We start from the raw sequence: 19,825 nt of genomic DNA, 5'->3' as shown, positions 1-19,825 counted from the left end.
GGCACCGCCCGGCCTGACCCGGAACCCGCAACGCCCCACCCACGAGGGGCGGGGCCATTGGCAACCGTCAGCCGGTCAACGCCCCGGCAGCGTATCCAGCGCCGCTTCCAGCGCATCCAGGTTCGGCACCACCGCACTCTGCTCACCGAGCAGTACGCGCATGTGCACGGTATCTGGAAGCGTCTCCTCCGATGCATCCGCCAGCAAGCCATCACGCGGCACCGAGATCAGCTGCGGGAACGTCTGCGTGAGCAGCGCGACATAGGGCCGCGCAGGATTGCCACCCAGCGCCTTCAGCACCACCACCTTGTTGTTGCCGCCGGCCATCTCTTCGCCCAGGCCGGACAGGCGCGCGAACGACACCAGCGGCACCTGCCAACCATGCCAGGCAATCTCACCCAGCAGCCAGCGCGGCGCATCGCTCACCGCCTGGACCTCCACCCGCGCCATCATCTCGGCCACGGTGGCATTGGGCAGCAGCACCCGCTCCACGCCCGACTGGATCAGGACGCCACGGATCTCATCATTGCTGGCATAACTCATCGTGCATCTCCTTCATCAGCCACCGCCCAGCGCGCGGCGATCGCCTGCGCCAGTTCCTGCGGCTCACCGGCGAACATGCCGGCCGCCACCACGGCCGTCGCCGCCGCGGGGTCGTAGCACCCATCACCCACCTGTCCGCCGACCCAGGCCCCGGCCTCGGCCAACCGCAGCGCCGGGTCCACCTGCATCAGGTCCGCGCCGCTGAGCACGACCACCGCGCTCTCGGCAGGCGGCAGCGCCAGCAGGTCGATCCCCTGCGCATGGGAGGCGAACGCCAGCCCGCCTTCGTTGAACACCACGCCGGTATCGTCAGCCAGGATATAGACCGCCGCGTTCTCCACTTGGGCGCCCGGCTCGGCAAGGGCCACCGGCAGCGGCGAAACCCGTGCCATCTGCTTGACCAGATTGCCGTAGCGCGCGCCCTCCAGCGGCATGCGCACCAGCAGCGGAATGTCCAGCTGCGGCGGGAGGCCCGCGAGCAGGCGACGCAGCGCATCGGGACCACCGATCCCGGCCAGCACCACCACCGCGCCGCGTGCCCCCTGCGCTGCGGGGGCCGCCGGCTCAAGGTCCACCAGTTGCAGACGATCGGTATCGAAGGCGGGCGGCAGCACGGAGGCCGGTGCCGATGCCTGCACCGGCGACGGCGACGGCGCGGCATCCTCGTCCACCAGGGACCACGCACTGTGGTCGCCGAATCCGGTGGCCGGCGGTGCGGGCGCCTCGGCCGCTGGTGCTTCGGCCTCGTGGGCGACGGGCGCCAGCGGCATGGACGCCGCGAGCGCCTCTTCGAGCGACTGCGGCTCCTGCAGGTGGTCCGGCGGCGCGTACAGGCCATCGGCAGGCACCTGGCCGGCGACATCGGTCGCTTCCTCGACATGGAACGACAGGGGGTGGTCATCGCCCGGACGCACCGGGTTCACTGGCCGGCCGGGTTCCAGCAGCACGTCATCCTCGCCTTCGGCGCCCGGCGGCAGCACCTGCCGATGCCCATGCAGTTTGGCGGCCAGGTGACGGCCCCAGCGTTGGACTTCCCAGCCGTCGCGACGCGCGGCCACGTCGGCCTCGTCGAAGACCAGCAGGAAGGCCGGCGATGCCAGCACCTCGTCGAGTCGTTCCAACGCATCGTCGACGGCCGGTTCGAGGGCGATCACCACCGTGCAGGGCGCCACTGCGCGCAGCGTAGCCGCGTCCACGGTGACAGGGTCGTCTTCCAGTACCAGCATCACACCGGCGTGCGCGAGGGCTTCACGCAGGCGCTCGCGCGCCGCGCCGGGACGGGCCAGCAGGACAACCGCCGGTACCGGCTCTGCATCATTCACGGACACGGGCGATCCCCAACAGGTCGTAGACATTTCGCATCAGGTCGAGCTCCTGGTACGGCTTGCCCAGGTAACGCTGGACGCCGATCTCGAAGGCGCGCTGGCGATGCTTCTCGCCGCTGCGGGAGGTGATCATGACGATCGGAACATCGCGGTAACGGGGATCGGCGCGCATCGCGGTGGCGAGCTCGTAACCATCCATGCGCGGCATTTCGATGTCCAGCAGCATCAGGTCGGGCACGCGTTCCTCAAGGCGCTCCAGCGCTTCCACGCCATCACGCGCCACGCTGACTTCGAAGTTGTGGCGCTCCAGGATGCGTCCGGTGACCTTCCGCATGGTCAGCGAGTCGTCGACCACCATCACCAGCGGCACCTGCCGCTGCTGCGGCTGTGCGGTGACCTGGACCGGTCGCTGCGGATTGGCGACGAAACGGCGCACCAGCGGGGCCACGTCCAGGATCACCACCACGCGGCCATCGCCGGTGATGGTGGCGCCGTAGATACCCGGCACCGAGGCGATCTGCAGGCCGACGGGCTTGACCACGATTTCGCGGTTACCCAGCACCTGGTCGATCGCCACGGCGGCGCGCAGGTCGCCGGCACGCACCAGCAGCAGCGGGACCTGCGCCTGGCCTTCGGCGCGGGCGGGCGACTGCCCCACCAGCGTGCCGAGGTCGTACAGCGTGTACGCCTCGCCCCCATAGCGGTAGGTGGTTTCACCCGCTTCGAAGCGCTGCCGCGAAATCCGCCCGATACCGCTGACCGAGGCCACCGGCACCGCGAAGGCGGTCTCGCCGATCTGCACGAACACCGCCTGGGTGACCGCCAGGGTCTGCGGCAGTCGCAGCGTGAAGCGCACGCCCTGGCCGCGGACGGAGTGGATGTCCACGCTGCCGCCTAGCTGGCGCACTTCGTTGCGCACCACGTCCATGCCAACGCCGCGTCCTGCCAGCTGGCTGACCTGGTCGGCAGTGCTGAAGCCGGACGAGAATATCAGGTTGTCCAGCTCGTGGTCTTCGAGCGTCGAGCCCGCGTCGAGCAGGCCCCGCTCGAGGGCGCGGCGGCGGATCGCTTCACGGTCCAGGCCAGCCCCGTCGTCGGCCACTTCAAGCACGATTTCCGAGCCTTCGCGATGCAGGCGCAGTGCGATCTCGCCCTCTTCCGGCTTGCCCGCCGCACGCCGCTGTTCCGGCGTTTCCAGACCGTGCGCCACGGAGTTGCGCAGCATGTGTTCCAGCGGCGCGATCATGCGGTCGAGGACATTGCGGTCCAGTTCGCCGTGCGTGCCTTCCAGGGTGAGGTGAACCTGCTTGCCGGTGTCCACGCCCGCCTGGCGCACGACGCGGCGCAGGCGTGGCACCAGGCCGTCGAAAGGCACCATGCGCGCGCGCATGAGGCCGTCCTGGAGCTCCGAGCTGACACGCGACTGCTGCTGCAGCAGGCCGTCGTACTGGCGCGAAAGGTCGTCCAGCACGCCCTGCAGGCCGCCGAGATCGGCCGCCGATTCGTTCAGCGCGCGGCTGAGCTGCTGCAGCGTGGAGAAGCGGTCCAGCTCCAGCGGATCGAACGAGGTGTGTGCCTGGTCCTGCTCGCGCTGGTAGCGGGCGACGATCTGCGCCTCGGTTTCCAGGTCGAGCCGGCGCAGCTGGTCGCGCAGTCGGGCATTGGTGCGTTCGAGTTCGCCCATGGCGCCACGGAAGGCACCCAGCTGCTGCTCCAGGCGCGAGCGGTAGATCGCCAGCTCGCCGGCGTGGTTGACCAGACGGTCGAGCAGGTCGGCACGCACGCGCACCTGCTCCTGCTGCGGCCGCGGCTGGTTCCCGTCGTCGTCCCCGCCCGCTTCCATCGGCACCGGGGCCGACAGCGGCTGGCGGGCGATCTCGGCATCCACCTCGTCCTGCGGCGCGTCGTCCACCAGCGCAGGCTGCTGCGCGGTGCGCGCCTGGAACGCGGCCAGCAGGTCGTCGGCCGGCTGCACCTGGCGGTGCTGGCCGGTGCGGGTCAGCAGCTGGTGCAGGCGGTCGAAGCCCCGCTCCAGCAGCTGCACATCACTGCGTTCGAGCTGGGTACGGCCGGCGGCAACGGTTTCCAGCAGCGATTCGATGTCATGGCCGAGATCACCGATGGCATTGATGCCCGCCATCCGTGCGCCACCCTTCAGGGTATGCAGGTCACGCTGCAGGCCGGCCAGCACGTCGCGGTCGTCCGGCGCGGCGCGCAGTTCGCTGATCAGACCATCGCAGTGGTCCATCAGGTCCTTGCCTTCTTCCACGAAGATATCGACGAGTTCGCGGTCCAGCACGCTGAAATCCAGCGCATCGCTCGGCGTTTCCTCGTCGGCCGCCGCAGACGCGACGACCTCCCCGGCTGCGCTCAGCGCAGGGAGTACCGGCTCCATCTCGAACAGCGGATCGAGCGCGGTACGCTGCTCCGCCGGCTGGTCGTGTGCGCTGGACGTGGCATCGGCTGCCTCCGTCTCCTGCACCTCGGCCTCGTGCGCTTCGGCGTCGTGCGCTTCGGCTTCGTGCTCACCGTCAACAGGCGCGTGGTCCGGCTCTGCCTCGGCCTCGATCACGTGCAGGCCTTCGTCGAGCGCCTGTTCAAGCGTCACCGCTTCGCCGAAGGCGGGCACCTGCGGTGCATCCTCCTGCGCTTCGAGGCCGTCGCTGGCGCCGTCATCCAACGTTGCTTCGAAGGCATGCACCGTCGACAGGTCTTCGGCGTCGGCCCGTGTATCCGACAGCGCCTGCGGTGGCGTCTCCACGGACAATCCGAGGTCTTCGACGTCCGCGCGCTCGAACGCCCATGCATGCGAGGCGTCCACGTGCGGGGGGTCGATCAACGGAACGTCGTGCTGCGTGTCGGCCACCGCCAGGGCATCGTCGACCTGCACGGTTTCACGCGCGGTGTCCGGGGCATCCGCCTCGATCGGCCATTGCACCGCGTCCGGCGCCACGGCATGCGGTTCGTCGGCCTGCCGTCCGGTGCCAGCCGGTTCGTCGGCAGCCGGTTCGTCGGCAGTCGGCGCGAAAGAAGGCGCCCGTTCGACCTGCGCGGGTTCAACGAAGGCCTCGTCCACGTGCGCCGTGCCGGCGTCGGAATCGAAATCGAGTGCTTCGGCCGCCACAGTATCGGTAGCGGCGGACTCGTCCTCCTGCGCGTGCGCCACCGGGGTGTCCTCCACGAGCGCACCCTCGGCCACGGCGTCCGCGCTGTCGTGCACAGCGTCGGTTTTCAGGCCGTCGATCTGCAGGCCGTCGCTTGGCATGCTTTCGCTCGGCATGCTGTCAATCGGCTCGACGTCGCCCTGTGGTTCGCCGACGTGCGTCACTTCCGCTTCGGTATGATCCTGCCACGGCTCGCCCGCCGCGTCCGCATCGTCCACCAGGGCCGGCCAGCGCGCCTCGGGCAGGGTCGCGGCCAGCGCCTGCAGGCGCTCGGCCAGCACCGCCTGGGACGGTATACGCGGCGCCTGCGCCTGCAGCGCGGCCATCGTCGCCCCGATCGCCATCGCCGTGGCCTGCAGCGCGTCCAGCGCATCCGGCGTCGGCAGCTGGTCGGCGGCAAGCGCACGTTTGATGTAGCTCTCCGCGCCGGTGGTGGCCGCGGTGATTTCAGGCACGTCGGTCATCGCGAACGCGCCGTTCATGGTGTGCATGGCGCGCAGCAGCGGGTCGGTCACCGGCTGCGGATGCGGTAGCGCCAGCCAGCCGCGCAGCGTCGCCAGGTGCGCGTCCACTTCCGCTTCCAGGATCTCCAGCAGCACGCTGTCGATGCTGGCCGGGGTACCTTCGACCTCATCGCCCGGCGGCACGTCCACCGCCTCCGCCACGGCCGTGGGCAACGGCACGTGGAAGGTTTCCTCGCCCGCCGCGACGCGGTCGGCCACGGCCTGCAGTCCCTGCAGATCTGCCCATACCGGCGTGCCGTCGCGCAATGCGGCCAACAGCTGCGGGAGCACCTGCACCGCCTCGTCCACCACGGCCACCACGGCCGGAGTCGCTGCTCGCGTCCCGTCGAGCACGCGGTTGAGCATGCCTTCGATCTTCCAGGCGAACTCGCCCAGGGTACGTGCGCCGACCAGGCGTCCACTGCCTTTGAGCGTATGGAACACGCGGCGGATCGGACGCAGCCGGTCCACGCTGTCCAGCTGTGCGCGCCAGGCCGGCAACAGCGTCCCCAGGTTGCCCAGCTCTTCCTCGAACTCCTCGAGGAAGACCTCGCGGATGTCCTGGTCGATGTTTTCGGCTTCCGGGTCAAAGCCCGCGTCGCCCACGGTGGCCGTCGGCGCCGCCTCGTTCTGCGCAGGCTCGCTGGAAGCCCCCACGGTTACCTGCCCGGCCTGCGCTTCGGCAGCCGGCGCCGCATCGGGCAACGGTTCGAAGGCGGCCGCAGCCGCGTCAAGCTCGGCCATGAAGCGCGCGTGCGCGTCGTCCACGGGCGCCGCGGCGGTTGCGGACGCTGCGCTGGCGTCGAACGCCGCAATGTCCTGCGGGAAGGCCACGCTGGAGGCCTCGTCGGCGTCCAGCGAGAGCACATCCCCGGCATTGGCCAGCGCGCCGTCGTGCAGGTGGTACGCGACCGGCGCCGCGGCCTCGGGCATCGGCTCGAACTCGGCCAGAACCGGATCGAAACCGGACACATCCACGTGGTAGCTCAGGCTGCCCTCGTCATCAGGCAGCGGCGAGCTCTCCGTCGCATGCTCGCCGGCCTCGTGGCCCGGCAACGACGCATCCACCTGCCAGGCTCCAGGCGCCCGCACGGCCAACGCGTGCAGCTCGGCGTCCACCGGATCGAACCCGGTGAACGTGGTGGTCTGCGCCGCTTCGGCCGACGGCATCTGGCCACTCACGCCCAGTTCCCACAGCGGGGCCTCCGGCGGCTGTGCGGACGACGCCCCGAACAGCAGCGGTGCAGGCACCGTGTCGCCGGCGGGCGGGTCGACAGGCGTATCGCTTGCGTCGCCGTACTCAGGCAGACCATCTGTTGCGGCGACCTGCACGGGGACAGCCGCATCGGCGGCGGCGGGAGCCTCGTCGAAGGCCACCTGCCAGGGCAGCGGCGGCGGCAGCACCGGCGCCTCCATCGGCGTGGGTGCAGGCGCCACCGGCTCGATCTGCAGCGCTGGCATCGCCACCGCTTCGCGCGCCACCGGCTGAGGGGCGTCGTCGGTCGGCGCCGGCGCGACGGGGATTGCATCCCCCGTGCCCGCCTCGGCGATGGCGAGCGTCGCCCCTGCCACCGGCAGCGGCCAGTAGCGCAGCGATTCCAGGCTGGAGCGGGTGATCTCGAGAATGTCCTCGCGGCCCGGGCGGCGGTCGCGCAGGGCCTCCAGATAGTATTCAAGGCTGGCCATGGCGTCGGCCAGGGTGTCCAGCTGGCGTCCGCTGGGCACGCGTTGGCGCTCCAGCAGTTCCGCGGCCACGTACTGCTTCACGCCCTGCAGATAATCGGCGGCGGTGCCCAGGTCCAGCATCCGCAGCGCCCCAGACACCTCGCCCATCAGGCGCGGCACGTCCTGCAGCTCGGCATGCTGCCAGCCGGTTTCGATGAAGGCGACGAAGCGCTCGCGCGCGGCGGTGAAGTTGGCGATCGCCTCGTGCGCCAGCACTTCGACCGTGCGTCGCGTTTCGGCCGCAGACGGGTCGTCTTCGCCGCTGCCGATGGCACCCAGATGAGCCACCTGGTCATCCAGCGACGCGTCCACGTACAGGAGCGCACCGGCGATATCCAGCAGCATGTCCTCGTCGATCTGGTGCTCGCCGGCCACCACCGACTGCAGCGCATCGCGCTGCTGCTGCACCACGCCACGCGCCACGCCCAGGCCCATCATGGCCAGCGTGTCAGCGACCGCGCCGAGCTCGTCGACCTGTTGCTGCAGCTGGGCGGGCGCACTGCCTGTCCGCAGGTGCAGATCGAGCGCGTCCTTGATGCGCAGGAGTTCTTCCTTCACGGCACTGCCCACCGTGTCCAGCAGCTCGCGGTTGCGCCCGCTGATGCTGCCGCGGGCGTGGTCCACTTCGGCCTCGCTGGCCGTCTCGCTTTCCGGCGCGAACGCAAACAGCACGCGCTCGTTGATGCCCGCTTCGCCGCGCGCGGCACGGATGTCGTTGAGCAGCGGCAGCAGGACGATCGGAATGTCGCGATGGCCGTTCTGCAGGCGCTCGAGGTAATCCGGCAGCAGCACGCTGCCGCGCATCAGGGTGGCGCACGCCTCGTCGCGGTCCGGCGCGCTGCCGGCGCCGATGGCGCTGGCCAGGTGCTCGAGCTCCTCGGCCACCAGTGCCGGGGCATACAGTTCGACCATGCGCAGCGTGCCCTGCACCTGGTGCAGGTAGCCGGCGCAGGCGCGCATGCGCCCGGTGTCCGTCGGCTCCTCGGCGAAGTATTCGACCTCGTTGCGCACCAGGCGCAGGATCTCGTCCAGTTCCGGTTTTACCCAGCCCAGTGCAGCGTGACTCATGGCATCGCGCAGCGTGCTCATCGGCGGCCCCGGCTGGTCAGTGAGACCCCGCCGGCGCGCGGTGCGCGGCACGGACGGGGATGGCGAAGATGGCAGTGCTTCATGGGGATCCTTGCTCCTGCGTCCGGCACTCAGGCCGGCAGCTTGAAGTCGGCGACCGAACGGCGCAGGTCGGCGGCCAGCTGTGCCAGGTGGCCGATCGATTCCGCGGTCTGGCCGGCACCTTCCGAGGTCTGGCCGGTGATCTGGCGGATCACGCCCATGGTCTGGGTGATGTCCGCGGCGGCCGAGGACTGCTGCTGGGCGGCCACGGAAATGTTCCGGATCAGGGTATTGAGTGCGTTGGACACGCGCTCGATTTCGGTCAGCGCAGTACCCGCGTCCTCGGCCAGGCGCGCACCGGAGACCACCTCGGCGGTGGTCTGCTCCATCGAGGTGACGGCTTCGTTGGTGTCGGCCTGGATCGCCTGCACCAGGTTCTCGATGCGTCGTGTCGCGCCGGAGGTGCGTTCCGCCAGGCGCTGCACTTCGTCGGCCACGACCGCGAAGCCGCGACCGGCCTCGCCGGCCGACGCTGCCTGCACCGCCGCGTTCAACGCCAGGATGTTGGTCTGTTCGGAAATGTCGTTGATCAGTTCCACGATCGAGCCGATTTCCTGCGAGGATTCGCCCAGCCGCTTGATGCGCTTGGAGGTTTCCTGGATCTGGTCGCGGATCTGGTCCATGCCCTGGATCGTTTCGCGCACCACCCCGGCACCCTCGGCGGCGATCACCACCGAGCGCTGCGCCACGTCGGCCGATTCGGACGAATTGCGCGAAACCTGCTCGATGCTCGCGGCGATCTCGCCGATGCGGTCGGAGGCGGTGGTGATCTGGCCGGCCTGGTGGCCCGCCGCTTCGGCCAGCTGCATGGCCGTGGCCTGGGTTTCCTGCGTGGACACGGCCACCTTGGCCGAGGTGTCGTTGATGGTGGTCACCAGGTGGCGCAGCTCATCGACGGCGTAGTTGATGGCGTCGGCGATGGCGCCGGTCATGTCCTCGGTCACCGAGGCCTTCACCGTCAGGTCGCCCTCACCGAGCGAGCTGATTTCATCCAGCAGCCGCATGATGGCCTGCTGGTTGCGGCTGTTGAACTCCACCTGGGTCTGGTAACGCAGCTCCTGCTCGCGTGAACGGCCACGCACCGAGGTGGTGACGAAGCCGATGATGGCGATCAGCGAGAGCGCACCGGACACCACGCCGATCCAGAAGTTCGGGAACAGGCGCGTGTCGCTGGCCGAGCCGAACGAGGAAAACGCGTTGAACAGCGAACGGCTGTCATTGAGCATCGTCGTGGAGCCGGCGGTCAGGCTGGCGGCCGCGGCCTGCGCGGCGAACAGCTGGCGCGAACTGGCGAGCATTGAATCGGCGTGGGTCTTCATCGCCGTCCACTGCGCCTGCGACTGCTCCAGCGCCGCGAGCGCGGCCGGACTGCGGACTGCGGCGATGCCCAGTTCCTCGTTGCCGCTGCGCAGTGCATCGAGCACCTGGCCGAACACGGTGATGTCGCGTGCCAATGCATCGCCGGCGGCCGATGCGGCGTTGCCACCGGCGCGCATCTCAGTGATGCGGCGTGCCATCGAACCGACGACCACGACCTGCTGCAGGGCGCTGTAGATCTGCGAGGCGGGGGCGCCGGAGGCACTCAGCGCGCGCACCACTTCATTGAGCTGTGCCTGCAGGCCCGGGACGGCGCCGGAGAAGGCGTCGGCACTGCCGGCCAGGGTCAGCACAGCCGACTCGCTGGCCACCAGCTGGCCCGCGCTCTCGCTCAGCGGCTTCCAGGTATCGGTCAGCGTGGCGATCGGGCGCGTCACGCCCGGCTCCTGCCCGTAACGACTGCGCAGCGTGGACACGTTGTCCTCGATCGCGGCACGGGTGGCCTTGAACGCGGTGAAGGCCTGCGCATTGCCGCCCACGGCCTCGCGGCCCTGGTTGGCCAGCTGCTGCGAGAGCACCTGCAGGTCAGCGGCCTTGGTGCTGGCGTCGGCGAGGCGGCTGCCCTGCCACGTGGCGACACCGGTGTTCAGGCCGAACAGGGCCATCGACACCAGCAACAGCAGCAGCCAGGCGTTGGTGCCTCCCAGACGCAGCTTGCGGGTCCGGGTGGAATCCGAAGCAGTACTCATCGTTCAACCTCGATGTTCTATGCAGTACAGGATCGACAGGATGGCCCTCAGGCCGCGGCCTGCCGGAATTCAGGAGTGCGGGACAGCAGCGAAAGCGAGAACACGCCCCAGTCGTGGCCGTCGGCATGGAACGCGCGGTCGACGAAGTGGCCATAGCGCCCCCCCGCCAGCTCGCCGGCGGCGACTTCCTGGTGCTGTTCGAAACTGCGCTGGCCGAACAGTTCGTCGATGGTGAGGGCGACGTCGCCGCCCGCCTGACGCATGATCAGCACGCGGTGGCCTTCCTGCTGCGCGGTGCGCGCACCTTCCAGGAAATACTTCAGGTCGATCACCGGAAACAGGTTGCCGCGCAGGTTGCCCACGCCAAGCAGCCAGGGCTGCGCGCAGGGCACCGGGGTCACCGGCGGCATCGGCACGATCTCCACCACTTCGCGGAAATCCGAAACCAGGCGCCGGCTGCCGATGCGGTACCCCACGCCACGCCACAGGTTCTCGGCGAACTGGCGCTCGGGCAACTGCACAGCGTGGACCAGGCTGCGGCGTTCGTAAGCCTCGAGAATGTCGAACGGCGAGCGCATCAGGACACCAGCTCGTTGATGCGCGCGATCAGCTCGTCTTCGCGCGGTGGCTTGACGATGTAGTCCGAGGCCCCTTGGCGCAGTCCCCACGCCTTGTCCGTCTCCATCGCCTTGGTGCTGACGATGATGACGGGAATGTGCCGTGTGGCCGCGTCGCGCGAGAGTGCCCGCGTGGCCTGGAAGCCGCTCATGCCCGGCAGCACGACGTCCATCAGGACGAGCTGCGGTGCATGCTCGCGCACCAGCTGCAGGCCATCTTCGGCGTTGTCCGCTTCAAACACCTCGTGGCCTGCCTTGCGCAGCCACTGGGTGAACACCGCGCGGTCCGTCGGTGAATCCTCGATCAGAACGATACGAGCCATTTTTGCCTTTCCCCCCTGGTCAGGCGTTTACGTATGTGCGGATGGCACCCAACAGTTCTTCACGCGTGAATGGCTTGGTGAGGTACTGCTCGGAGCCCACGATGCGACCGCGGGCCTTGTCGAACAGGCCATCCTTGGACGACAGCATGATCACCGGCGTGGACTTGAACAGCTGGTTGCCCTTGATCAGCGCGCAGGTCTGATACCCGTCCAGGCGCGGCATCATGATGTCCACGAAGATGATCTGTGGCTGCTGGTCGGCGATCTTGGCCAACGCCTCGAAGCCGTCGGTGGCGGTGACCACTTCACAGCCCTCGCGTTTCAACAGCGTTTCCGCTGTCCGGCGGATCGTCTTCGAGTCGTCGATGACCATCACCCGGAGTCCTGCGAGCTCCCCACCCGCAGTCATGTTCTCAGTCATTTACCGTTCCCCATGCGCGGCACTTCGGGCGGTGCCGCTGCGAAGCCATATCTATATCGCACTTGCCGCAGCACCAGCAAGCACGGCGATGCATCCGCTCCGCGCGGCCCGGCCAGCAAGGGCCGGCGCCCCTCCCCGGCCGGCCCATCACGCCGCACGCAGCGTTGCATGCGCATGACAGGCAGGCCGCGGGCAATCCCGCTACCATCAGCACCTTGTCTCGCAGGTGCCCCCATGCCGCTGAACGTCATCGTGGTGATGGACCCCATCGCCCACATCAAGATTGCCAAGGACACGACCTTCGCGATGCTGCTGGAAGCCCAGCGCCGCGGCCATCGCCTGCATTACGTGCGGCCCGGCGGGCTGCGCATCCGCGACGGGCGCGCGGAGGCCGACGTGGCGCCGCTGCAGGTCCGTGACGACCCCTCGGACTGGTACACCCTGGGTGGCTTCGCACCGCACGCGTTCGGGCCGCAGCAGATCGTGCTGATGCGCAAGGACCCGCCGGTGGATGCGGAATTCATCTATGACACGCAGATCCTGGACCTGGCCGCCGCGGCCGGCGCGACCGTGGTGAACAACCCGCAGGGCCTGCGCGATTACAACGAGAAGCTGGCCGCGCTGCTGTTCCCGCAGTGCTGCCCGCCGACGCTGGTCAGCCGCGATCCGAAGGCGCTCAAGGCCTTCGTGCTCGAGCAGGGGCAGGCCGTGCTCAAGCCGCTCGATGGCATGGGCGGCCGCTCGATCTTCCGCAGCGGCACCGGCGACCCGAACCTCAACGTGATCCTGGAAACGCTGACCAACGGGGGCCGTACGCTGGCCCTGGTGCAGCGTTTCATCCCGGACATCACCGCCGGCGACAAGCGCATCCTGCTGGTGGATGGCGAGCCGGTGGATTACTGCCTGGCGCGCATTCCGCAGGGCGACGAGTTCCGCGGCAACCTGGCCGCCGGCGGTCGCGGCGAAGGCCGCCCGCTGAGCGAGCGCGATCGCTGGATCGCCGCGCAGGTGGGACCGGAGATGAAGCGCCGCGGCATGCGCTTTGTCGGCCTGGACGTGATCGGTGAGTACCTCACCGAGGTGAACGTGACCAGCCCGACCTGCGTGCGCGAGCTGGATGCGCAGTTCGGCCTGAACATCGCCGGCACCCTGTTCGACGCCCTCGAGGCCTCCCTGCCCCGATGAATCCGGCCGTGTCGCCCCCCGCCAGCACGCGCGAATCCCAGCGCCTGGGCGCGACGCTGACGCTGTCCCTGCTGCTGCATGCGCTGGTGCTGCTCGGTGTGGGCTTCGCGGTGCGTGGCGAGGCTCCGCTGGTGCCGACGCTGGATGTGATCTTCAGCCAGACCCGGACCGAGCTGACGCCGAAGCAGGCGGATTTTCTCGCCGCCGCCAGCCAGGTCGGGGGCGGTGATCATGACAAGGCGCAGCGACCGCGCGATGCCCAGACCGGTATCGTGCCGCAGGCGCAGGAGGGCTCCAGCCCGGTGCCGCAGCAGCGCCGCGAGGCGGCCCTGGCGCCGCCGCCACAGGCGCGTGTGATCAGCAGCCGCAACGGCGAGGCCGAGGTCCCCCAGGCGCAGACCGCGCCGCAGCCTGCCGAGCCACGTCCCGATGCGCCGCTGGACGCCCGTGAGCAGCGCGATGCGGAGATGGCACGGCTGGCGGCCGAAGTGCACCTGCGTTCGGCGCAGTACGCCAAGCGCCCCAATCGCAAGTTCGTCTCCGCCAGCACCCGCGAATACGCCTGGGCCAGCTACCTGCGCGCCTGGGTGGACCGCGCCGAGCAGGTGGGCAATCTGAACTACCCCGATGAAGCCCGGCGGCGGCGGCTGGGCGGTCAGGTGGTGATCACCGTCGGCGTGCGCCGCGACGGCAGCGTGGAGAGCAGCCGCATCCTGCGTTCAAGCGGCACCCCCCTGCTGGATGAGGCGGCCCTGCGCGTGGTGCAGCTGGCACAGCCGTTCCCGCCCCTGCCGGAGAGCGATGATCCGATCGACATCCTGCAGGTCACCCGGACCTGGTCGTTCCTGCCGGGCGGCGAACTGCGCGACCGCTGACGGCCGGCCTCGCGCCACTGCCGGCGGAACCGGCCTTACTTCGCCTTCGCCGCCCGCGCGGCCTGTTGCTCCACCAGCGTCAGCGCGACGTTGTCGCGCAGGTAGGCCGGTTCCACCTGTTCGGCCGCGATCGCCTCGCCGCGCGCGAAGGCTGGCGCGGCCAACGCCAGCACATCCGACGCACGCGGCAGCGCGGCGGCATCCACGCCGTGCAGCGCAGCACCCAGGTGGGTCACCAGCACGCCATCGGCTGCCGCAAAGCCGGTCCCCACGCCATGGCAGGCCAGGCCATCGGGCAACGTCACCGCCTGCGGAGCCAGCACGCGTTCGCTGTCCTGCAGGACCGGCACGCCCGCCACGCGGCGGTAGCGTGCCACGTACAGCTCGCCCATCCGCGCGTCGATGGCCGCCAGCACGTCCTGCGCCTCCGCAGGTGCGCGCAGCGCCAGTGCCTGCAACGTGGACACCGGCAGCAGCGGACGGTCCAGCGCCAGCGCGATGCCCTGCGCGATGGCGATCGCCAGGCGCACGCCGGTGAACGCGCCCGGCCCACGCCCCAGCGCGATCGCATCGAGCTGCGAACGCTTCAGCCCTGCTTCCTCGAGCAGGGCCTCGGCCCAGGGCAGCGCCAGTGCCGCATGCCGGCGCGGGGCGACCTCGAAACGTTCCAGCACCCGGCCCTCGACGTGCAGGGCAACGGAACAGGCTTCGGTGGAGAGCTCAAAGGCAAGCAGATTCATGGCATGGACTTCAGAACAGGGGCAGCGGGGTCCCGGGCGGCAGGTCATCCAGTGTGCCGGGGGCCGCCCATTGTGGCGCAAAGAAGGCCTGCACATCGGACAGTGATCGCGTACGCCGGAACGGCGGCAGCGAGGCCAGGAACACCCGTCCATAGCTTCTGCCCAGCAGGCGCGGATCGCACAGCACCAGCACGCCGCGATCGCTCTCGCTGCGGATCAGCCGGCCGACGCCCTGCTTCAGCGCGATCACGGCCTGGGGCAGCTGTTCATCGCGGAACGGATTGCCGCCGGCCGCACGGATCGCATCCAGGCGCGCCTCGAACACCGGATCGTCCGGCGCGGCGAAGGGCAGCTTGTCGATCACCACCACGCTGAGTGCATCGCCCACCACGTCCACCCCTTCACGGAAACTGGCCGACCCCAGCAGTACGCCGTTGCCTGATTCGCGGAAGCGTTGCAGCAGCGTGGCACGCGGCGCCTCGCCCTGCACGAACAATGGCCATGGCGCGCCGCGCAGCGCCTCGGCTGCCTCGCGCAGGGCACGATGGGAGGCGAACAGGAGGAAGGCGCGGCCGTGCGAAGCCTCCAGCACCGGGCGCAGCGTAGCGATCAGTGCGGTGCCGAAGCCGCGTGCCGCCGGATCCGGCAGCCCCTCCGGCAGATAACACAGCGCCTGCCGCGGCCAATCAAAGGGGCTGGGCTGGGCCAGCGTGCGCGGATCATCCAGGCCCAGACGCTGGGCGACATGCTCGAAGCCTTCGCCGACGGTCAGCGTGGCCGAGGTGAACACCCAGGCGGCCTGGCTGCGCTCGCGGTGTGCACGCAGTGGCGCGGACACATCCAGCGGCGTGCGCTGACAGCGGAACCCGCGCGGCGTGAGTTCGTACCACAGCACGTCGGCCAGAGCAGTCGGCACACCGTTGGTGGCGGTGTCCGCCGCGGGATCCGGCTCGGCGTCGAAGTCGAGCACGGGCAGATCCTCGCCCAGCCAGCGCGACAGGCGCGAGACCGCCTCGCGCGCACGCGCATGGCAGGCATCCAGTCCCGCGGCCGCTTCGCGCACGGTCTCCAGCACCTGCAGCAGCGCATGCAACGCAGTCATCACCGCATCGAACCCATCGCGCACCGCCGGCACTGAAAGCGCGCGCCACTGGGTGCCGCGTGCGGGCAGTGCCTCCATGCCTGCGCGCAGGTTCAACAGCGCCTGTTCCAGACCGGCAGCCGCCGGCTGCAGCGCCGCCTGCGCACCGCCCACGCTGCGCGCCTCGGCCAGGCAGTCGCGTGCCAGCTCCTGCCACGGGCGCATGCCGAACCCTTCGCCGAAGAACTGTGCAGCCAGCTCAGGCAACTGGTGCGCCTCGTCGATCACGTAGGCCTGGGCTCCCGGCAGCAGCTCACCGAAGCCGTCCTGCTTCAACGCCAGATCGGCCAGCAGCAGGTGGTGGTTGACCACCACCACATCGGCGGCCTGCGCACGCTGGCGCGCCTTCACCACGAAGCACTCTTCGTAGAACGGGCACTCGTTGCCCAGGCAGTTGTCGACCGTCGAGGTGACCATCGGCAGCAAGGGCGAATCATCGGCCAGCGCCTCCAGCTCGGCCATGTCGCCGTACTGCGTACGCCCCGACCAGGCCAGCACGCGCTGGAACTCGGCGACCTGCTGCGGACTGCTGAAGCGCGGCGCGCCGCGCGCCTGGTCCAGGCGATAGCGGCAGAGGTAATTGGCACGCCCCTTCAGCAGCGCACTTCGCTGGCCCACGCCCAGTGCCTGGCGGACGCGCGGAAGATCGCGGTGGTAAAGCTGGTCCTGCAGCGCCCGCGTGCCGGTGGAGATGATCGTCTTCAGCCCGGACAGCAGCACGGGCACCAGGTAGGCGTAGGTCTTGCCGGTGCCCGTGCCGGCCTCGGCCAGCAACAGGTCACGTTGCTGCAGGGTCTCGGCGATGGCTTCGGTCAGCCGCAGCTGCGCGGGCCGCGGCACGAACGCATCGAGGTGGCGGGCAAGCGCGCCGCCCTCGCTGAGGGCTTCGCGGCTGGCGTGGAGAAGATCGGGCGTCATCGGCGCGCACAGGATACCAGCGCGCGCGCGGCACCCCGCGCCTGGCCACCGGCATCACGCCGGTACCGGCGCGCCGTCGCTGCGGGCACCCTCAATAGCGCTTGATGCCCGGCACTGTGCAACCTTCGATCTGGGCATGTGCCGACGCCGCGTTTTCCTTCTCCCCCCGTGCCAGGCGCGCCTGCTCGATCGTCGCCCAGTGCCGGCGGCACAACGGGCCGGTCTTTGAGCCAAGGTCGATGGCACGCCGCGCGAACTGCTCGGCCGGTGCCCACTGCGCCTGCAGCAGGGCCACCTCGGCCCGTTCCTGCAGCACGCCGGGATCCTCCGACACGATCTCCAGCGCCTGGTCCAGGCTGGCCGCCGCCGCCGTGATGTCACCAGACTGGCGCTGCGCCTGTGCGGCGTGGCGCAGGTCGTCCACCTGTGGATCGCGCAGCGGCTGCACGGAGAGTTCCTTGTCGTCCGGCCCCGCCGCCTGCTCGACGGCGGCCAGGCGCTGCGCCGGCGGGGTGGTGTCCACCGGCGCGGCGGGTGTCGGCGGCGCACTGCTCATGCAGGCGGCGAGCGCCAGGCACAAGACCGCAGGTACCAGCGTGTGATGCAGTGGGCGGATGGACATGGCGGTCACCTGGGAGACGTGGAAGGCGGAGGAGGTGTGGACGAAGCGGGTGCGGGCTCGGATTTCGGATCAAGGCCGAACCAGCTGCGCCAGCCACCGCCTTCGCCCTCTGCGGACGGCTCGGCGACCGGCGGTGCGCAGGGCGCGTACGCCGGCGCATAGCCCACCACGAACGGGAAGCGGCGCGCACCCGGACAGGTTTCGTCGGTGGCGCCGGTGCCCGTGGCCTCGACGTACTGCCAGTCCACGCCCTTGTTGTCCACGCGCAGCGGTGCCGAGGGCAGGCGCGAGAAGATGCCGGACCACACGCGCATGGCGCCGGTGGCACCGAACAGGCCGGTCTGTTCGCTCTTGTCGTTGCCCATCCACACAACGGCCAGGTGATCACCGGTATAGCCCGCGTACCAGCTGTCGCGGCCATCGTTGGACGTGCCGGTCTTGCCGGCCGGCTGCAGCCGGCCCAGGCCATCGGCATTGAGCCGCTGCGCCGTGCCGCTGGACACGACCTGCTGCAGCGCGATGCTGATCAGGTTCGCCGCGATCGAATCCCCTTCCTGCGCCGGCGCAGGCGTCTTGTCGTAGCGCTTGAGCAGGCGGCCCTGTGGGTCAAGTACGCCGCGCACCGCATGCAGCGGCTGGATCTCGCCACCGGACGCCAGGAACTGGTACAGCTGGGCCATGGCGTACGGGCTCTGGTCGGTCGAGCCCAGGATCACCGACGGATTGGCGTCGGCCTTGATGCCAGCCAGCACGTTGATCAGCTGGGTCAGCCGTTCCGGGCCGACCTGCATGCCGACCCGCACCGTGGCCTGGTTGTAGGAATGGGCCAGCGCGTCGATCAGCCGCACCGTGCCGTGGCTGCGGTTGTCCGCGTTGCCCGGGTTCCAGTTGCGGCCGCGGCCCAGCTGCACCGTCACCGGGGAATCATCCACCCAGCTTGCCAGCGAGTAGCGATCCGGCTGCGCCAGCGCGAGCAGGTACACGAACGGCTTGAGCAGCGAACCTACCGGGCGCTGGGCTTCCAGCGCACGGTTGAAGCCGGGCTCGGCGACATCGCGGCTGCCGACCACGGCCAGCACATCGCCGTTGTGCACATCGGTGAGCACCAGGCCCGCCTGCAGTTCCGGGCGGCGCTTGTTTTCCAGGGACTTGAGCGTGCGCGTGACCGACCCTTCGGCATAGGCCTGCGCCGACGGTGACATGCCGGACATCACGCTCAGCCCGGCGCCCTGCAGCGCCGATTCGGGATAGTCGTGGCCGAGCTGTCGCCGCACCAGATCGATGTAGGCCGGGAAGCGGTTGGCGGCCACCAGCCCCGGCTGCTTGGGCACGCCGAGCGGTGCCTTGAGGGCACGCTGGTACTCGGCATCGTCGATCAGCGCGGCCTGGTGAAGTTTGCCCAGCACGAAGTTGCGGCGGTCCAGCGCACGTTCGGGGTTGCGCCGCGGATCGTAGTACGACGGCCCCTTGACCAGGCCGATGAGCAGCGCGACATGCTCGCTTTCCAGCGAGGACAGGTCACGCCCGAACCAGAACTCCGCGCCGGAGGACATGCCATGGATGGCCTGGCTCCCGCGCTGTCCCAGGTAGACCTGGTTGAGGTACGCCTCGAAGATCGTGCGCTTGTCGTAGCGCGCCTCCATGATCAGCGCGTACAGCATTTCGTTGAGCTTGCGCGTGACGGTCTGTTCCTTGCCGATGCCGAGCAGGCCGCTGCGCGCAAGCTGCTGGGTCAGCGTGGAGGCGCCCTGCCGCACCTCGCCGCCGGAGCGGACCGTGACCCAGACCGCGCGGGCGATGCCGGACAGATCGATGCCATGGTGGCGGTTGAAGTCCTTGTCCTCCACCGCCTGCAGCCCGGTCACCAGCAGATCGGGCGTGTCCTCCATGCGCACCAGACGGCGCTCTTCCTGCTTCTGGCCGTACAGCGTGGCGATGCGCGCCGGATCAAGCCGTGCGGCCTTCAGCGCCTTGCGGCTGGTGGCATCGCGCAGGGACGCGATGCGCCCGCCGGAGACCACCACCTCCAGACGGCGCGGAGCGACCCGCCCGTCCACATCATTGAAGCCGCGGCTGGAGATCGTGAAGCGTCCGCCATTGGCGGCGTAGGTCGCCGCGGCTTCTCCCTTGCCGTCCTCACGGTAGGCCGCCGCGTCCAGTTCGGTCTTCAGCGTGGCGGTGTCCAGCGCGGCGCCCGGCACCAGCACCAGCGGCCGGGCATACACGCGCGTCGGCACCTGCCAGCGTAGTTCGCCGAAGCGCTGGGTGACCTGGTGATTCAGGTACACCGTATACGGAATCAGGAACCCCAGCCCCAGCGCAACTGCCGCCATCGTCCAGGTGATCAGGCGCCGGCGCCACGGATGGCCGCCTTGCGGTTGGTCATCGAAATCGTCGTCGATGTCGTCGGAGTCGTAGCGTCGGGGCACGGGGATGCGACAATGTAAGGTCCGGCGAGTCTAACCCAGCCCCTCGGGCTGGCGGGGC

At 69.7% G+C, this 19,825-nt stretch carries 13 protein-coding genes; 2 read left to right on the top strand and 11 right to left on the bottom strand.

Annotated elements, in window-relative coordinates; all coding sequences use genetic code 11:
* Nucleotides 1-75: 75 nt before the first annotated feature.
* The 7 genes from FHY09_RS03050 to pilG all read right to left on the bottom strand — a co-directional run bounded on the left by FHY09_RS03050 (nucleotide 76) and on the right by pilG (nucleotide 11,857).
* On the bottom strand, nucleotides 76-543 hold the full coding sequence (locus FHY09_RS03050; RefSeq protein WP_166923988.1) for a chemotaxis protein CheW: 468 nt from the start codon (nucleotides 541-543) through the stop codon (nucleotides 76-78).
* Nucleotides 540-1,871: a chemotaxis protein CheB gene (locus FHY09_RS03045; protein WP_166923986.1), complete on the bottom strand. Its 1,332-nt coding sequence runs from the start codon at nucleotides 1,869-1,871 to the stop codon at nucleotides 540-542. Before FHY09_RS03045 ends, FHY09_RS03050 begins: the two co-directional genes overlap by 4 nt.
* Nucleotides 1,858-8,349, bottom strand: a complete 6,492-nt coding sequence (locus FHY09_RS03040) for an Hpt domain-containing protein (protein WP_166923984.1) — start codon at nucleotides 8,347-8,349, stop codon at nucleotides 1,858-1,860. Before FHY09_RS03040 ends, FHY09_RS03045 begins: the two co-directional genes overlap by 14 nt.
* Before the next feature lie 110 nt (nucleotides 8,350-8,459).
* Nucleotides 8,460-10,496 (bottom strand): methyl-accepting chemotaxis protein, encoded by a 2,037-nt coding sequence (locus FHY09_RS03035; RefSeq protein WP_166923982.1) that lies wholly within the window; start codon nucleotides 10,494-10,496, stop codon nucleotides 8,460-8,462.
* A gap of 47 nt (nucleotides 10,497-10,543) precedes the next feature.
* Complete coding sequence (locus tag FHY09_RS03030) at nucleotides 10,544-11,074, bottom strand: chemotaxis protein CheW (RefSeq protein ID WP_166923980.1); 531 nt, start codon at nucleotides 11,072-11,074, stop codon at nucleotides 10,544-10,546.
* Nucleotides 11,074-11,436: a response regulator gene (locus FHY09_RS03025; RefSeq protein ID WP_166923978.1), complete on the bottom strand. Its 363-nt coding sequence runs from the start codon at nucleotides 11,434-11,436 to the stop codon at nucleotides 11,074-11,076. Before FHY09_RS03025 ends, FHY09_RS03030 begins: the two co-directional genes overlap by 1 nt.
* A 19-nt stretch (nucleotides 11,437-11,455) precedes the next feature.
* The gene (pilG, locus tag FHY09_RS03020) at nucleotides 11,456-11,857 is read right to left on the bottom strand and encodes a twitching motility response regulator PilG (RefSeq protein WP_042614342.1); all 402 of its coding nucleotides are present in this window, start codon (nucleotides 11,855-11,857) and stop codon (nucleotides 11,456-11,458) included.
* A gap of 234 nt (nucleotides 11,858-12,091) precedes the next feature.
* On the opposite strand from pilG, the gene gshB reads away from it, so the two are divergent.
* Both gshB and FHY09_RS03010 read left to right on the top strand, forming a co-directional pair.
* Entirely contained in the window at nucleotides 12,092-13,042 is a 951-nt protein-coding gene (gshB, locus tag FHY09_RS03015) for a glutathione synthase (protein ID WP_166923976.1), read from the top strand.
* Complete coding sequence (locus FHY09_RS03010; RefSeq protein ID WP_166923974.1) at nucleotides 13,039-13,917, top strand: energy transducer TonB; 879 nt, start codon at nucleotides 13,039-13,041, stop codon at nucleotides 13,915-13,917. Before gshB ends, FHY09_RS03010 begins: the two co-directional genes overlap by 4 nt.
* A 35-nt stretch (nucleotides 13,918-13,952) precedes the next feature.
* On the opposite strand, the gene tsaB is transcribed toward FHY09_RS03010, so the two are convergent.
* The 4 genes from tsaB to mrcB all read right to left on the bottom strand — a co-directional run bounded on the left by tsaB (nucleotide 13,953) and on the right by mrcB (nucleotide 19,767).
* Complete coding sequence (tsaB, locus tag FHY09_RS03005) at nucleotides 13,953-14,657, bottom strand: tRNA (adenosine(37)-N6)-threonylcarbamoyltransferase complex dimerization subunit type 1 TsaB (protein WP_166923972.1); 705 nt, start codon at nucleotides 14,655-14,657, stop codon at nucleotides 13,953-13,955.
* A 10-nt stretch (nucleotides 14,658-14,667) separates the two neighbouring features.
* Nucleotides 14,668-16,716 carry an ATP-dependent DNA helicase gene (locus FHY09_RS03000; protein WP_166923970.1) on the bottom strand — a complete coding sequence of 683 codons (2,049 nt, stop codon included), beginning with the start codon at nucleotides 16,714-16,716 and terminating at the stop codon, nucleotides 14,668-14,670.
* 91 nt (nucleotides 16,717-16,807) lie between these two features.
* Nucleotides 16,808-17,332 (bottom strand): hypothetical protein, encoded by a 525-nt coding sequence (locus tag FHY09_RS02995; protein WP_456362701.1) that lies wholly within the window; start codon nucleotides 17,330-17,332, stop codon nucleotides 16,808-16,810.
* A gap of 11 nt (nucleotides 17,333-17,343) precedes the next feature.
* Nucleotides 17,344-19,767, bottom strand: coding sequence for a penicillin-binding protein 1B (mrcB, locus tag FHY09_RS02990; protein ID WP_166923966.1), 2,424 nt, complete (start codon nucleotides 19,765-19,767; stop codon nucleotides 17,344-17,346).
* Nucleotides 19,768-19,825: the final 58 nt, after the last annotated feature.

This window comes from Xanthomonas sp. 60 (genome assembly GCF_011761925.1).
This window is presented reverse-complemented; position numbering and strand designations above follow the sequence as displayed.

Coding starts and splice junctions, on each gene's coding strand:
- FHY09_RS03050 (WP_166923988.1), bottom strand. CDS start 543: ATGAGTTATGCCAGCAATGATGAGATCCGTGGCGTCCTGATCCAGTCG.
- FHY09_RS03040 (WP_166923984.1), bottom strand. CDS start 8,349: ATGAGCACGCTGCGCGATGCCATGAGTCACGCTGCACTGGGCTGGGTA.
- FHY09_RS03035 (WP_166923982.1), bottom strand. CDS start 10,496: ATGAGTACTGCTTCGGATTCCACCCGGACCCGCAAGCTGCGTCTGGGA.
- FHY09_RS03030 (WP_166923980.1), bottom strand. CDS start 11,074: ATGCGCTCGCCGTTCGACATTCTCGAGGCTTACGAACGCCGCAGCCTG.
- FHY09_RS03025 (WP_166923978.1), bottom strand. CDS start 11,436: ATGGCTCGTATCGTTCTGATCGAGGATTCACCGACGGACCGCGCGGTG.
- pilG (WP_042614342.1), bottom strand. CDS start 11,857: ATGACTGAGAACATGACTGCGGGTGGGGAGCTCGCAGGACTCCGGGTG.
- gshB (WP_166923976.1), top strand. CDS start 12,092: ATGCCGCTGAACGTCATCGTGGTGATGGACCCCATCGCCCACATCAAG.
- FHY09_RS03010 (WP_166923974.1), top strand. CDS start 13,039: ATGAATCCGGCCGTGTCGCCCCCCGCCAGCACGCGCGAATCCCAGCGC.
- tsaB (WP_166923972.1), bottom strand. CDS start 14,657: ATGAATCTGCTTGCCTTTGAGCTCTCCACCGAAGCCTGTTCCGTTGCC.
- FHY09_RS03000 (WP_166923970.1), bottom strand. CDS start 16,716: ATGACGCCCGATCTTCTCCACGCCAGCCGCGAAGCCCTCAGCGAGGGC.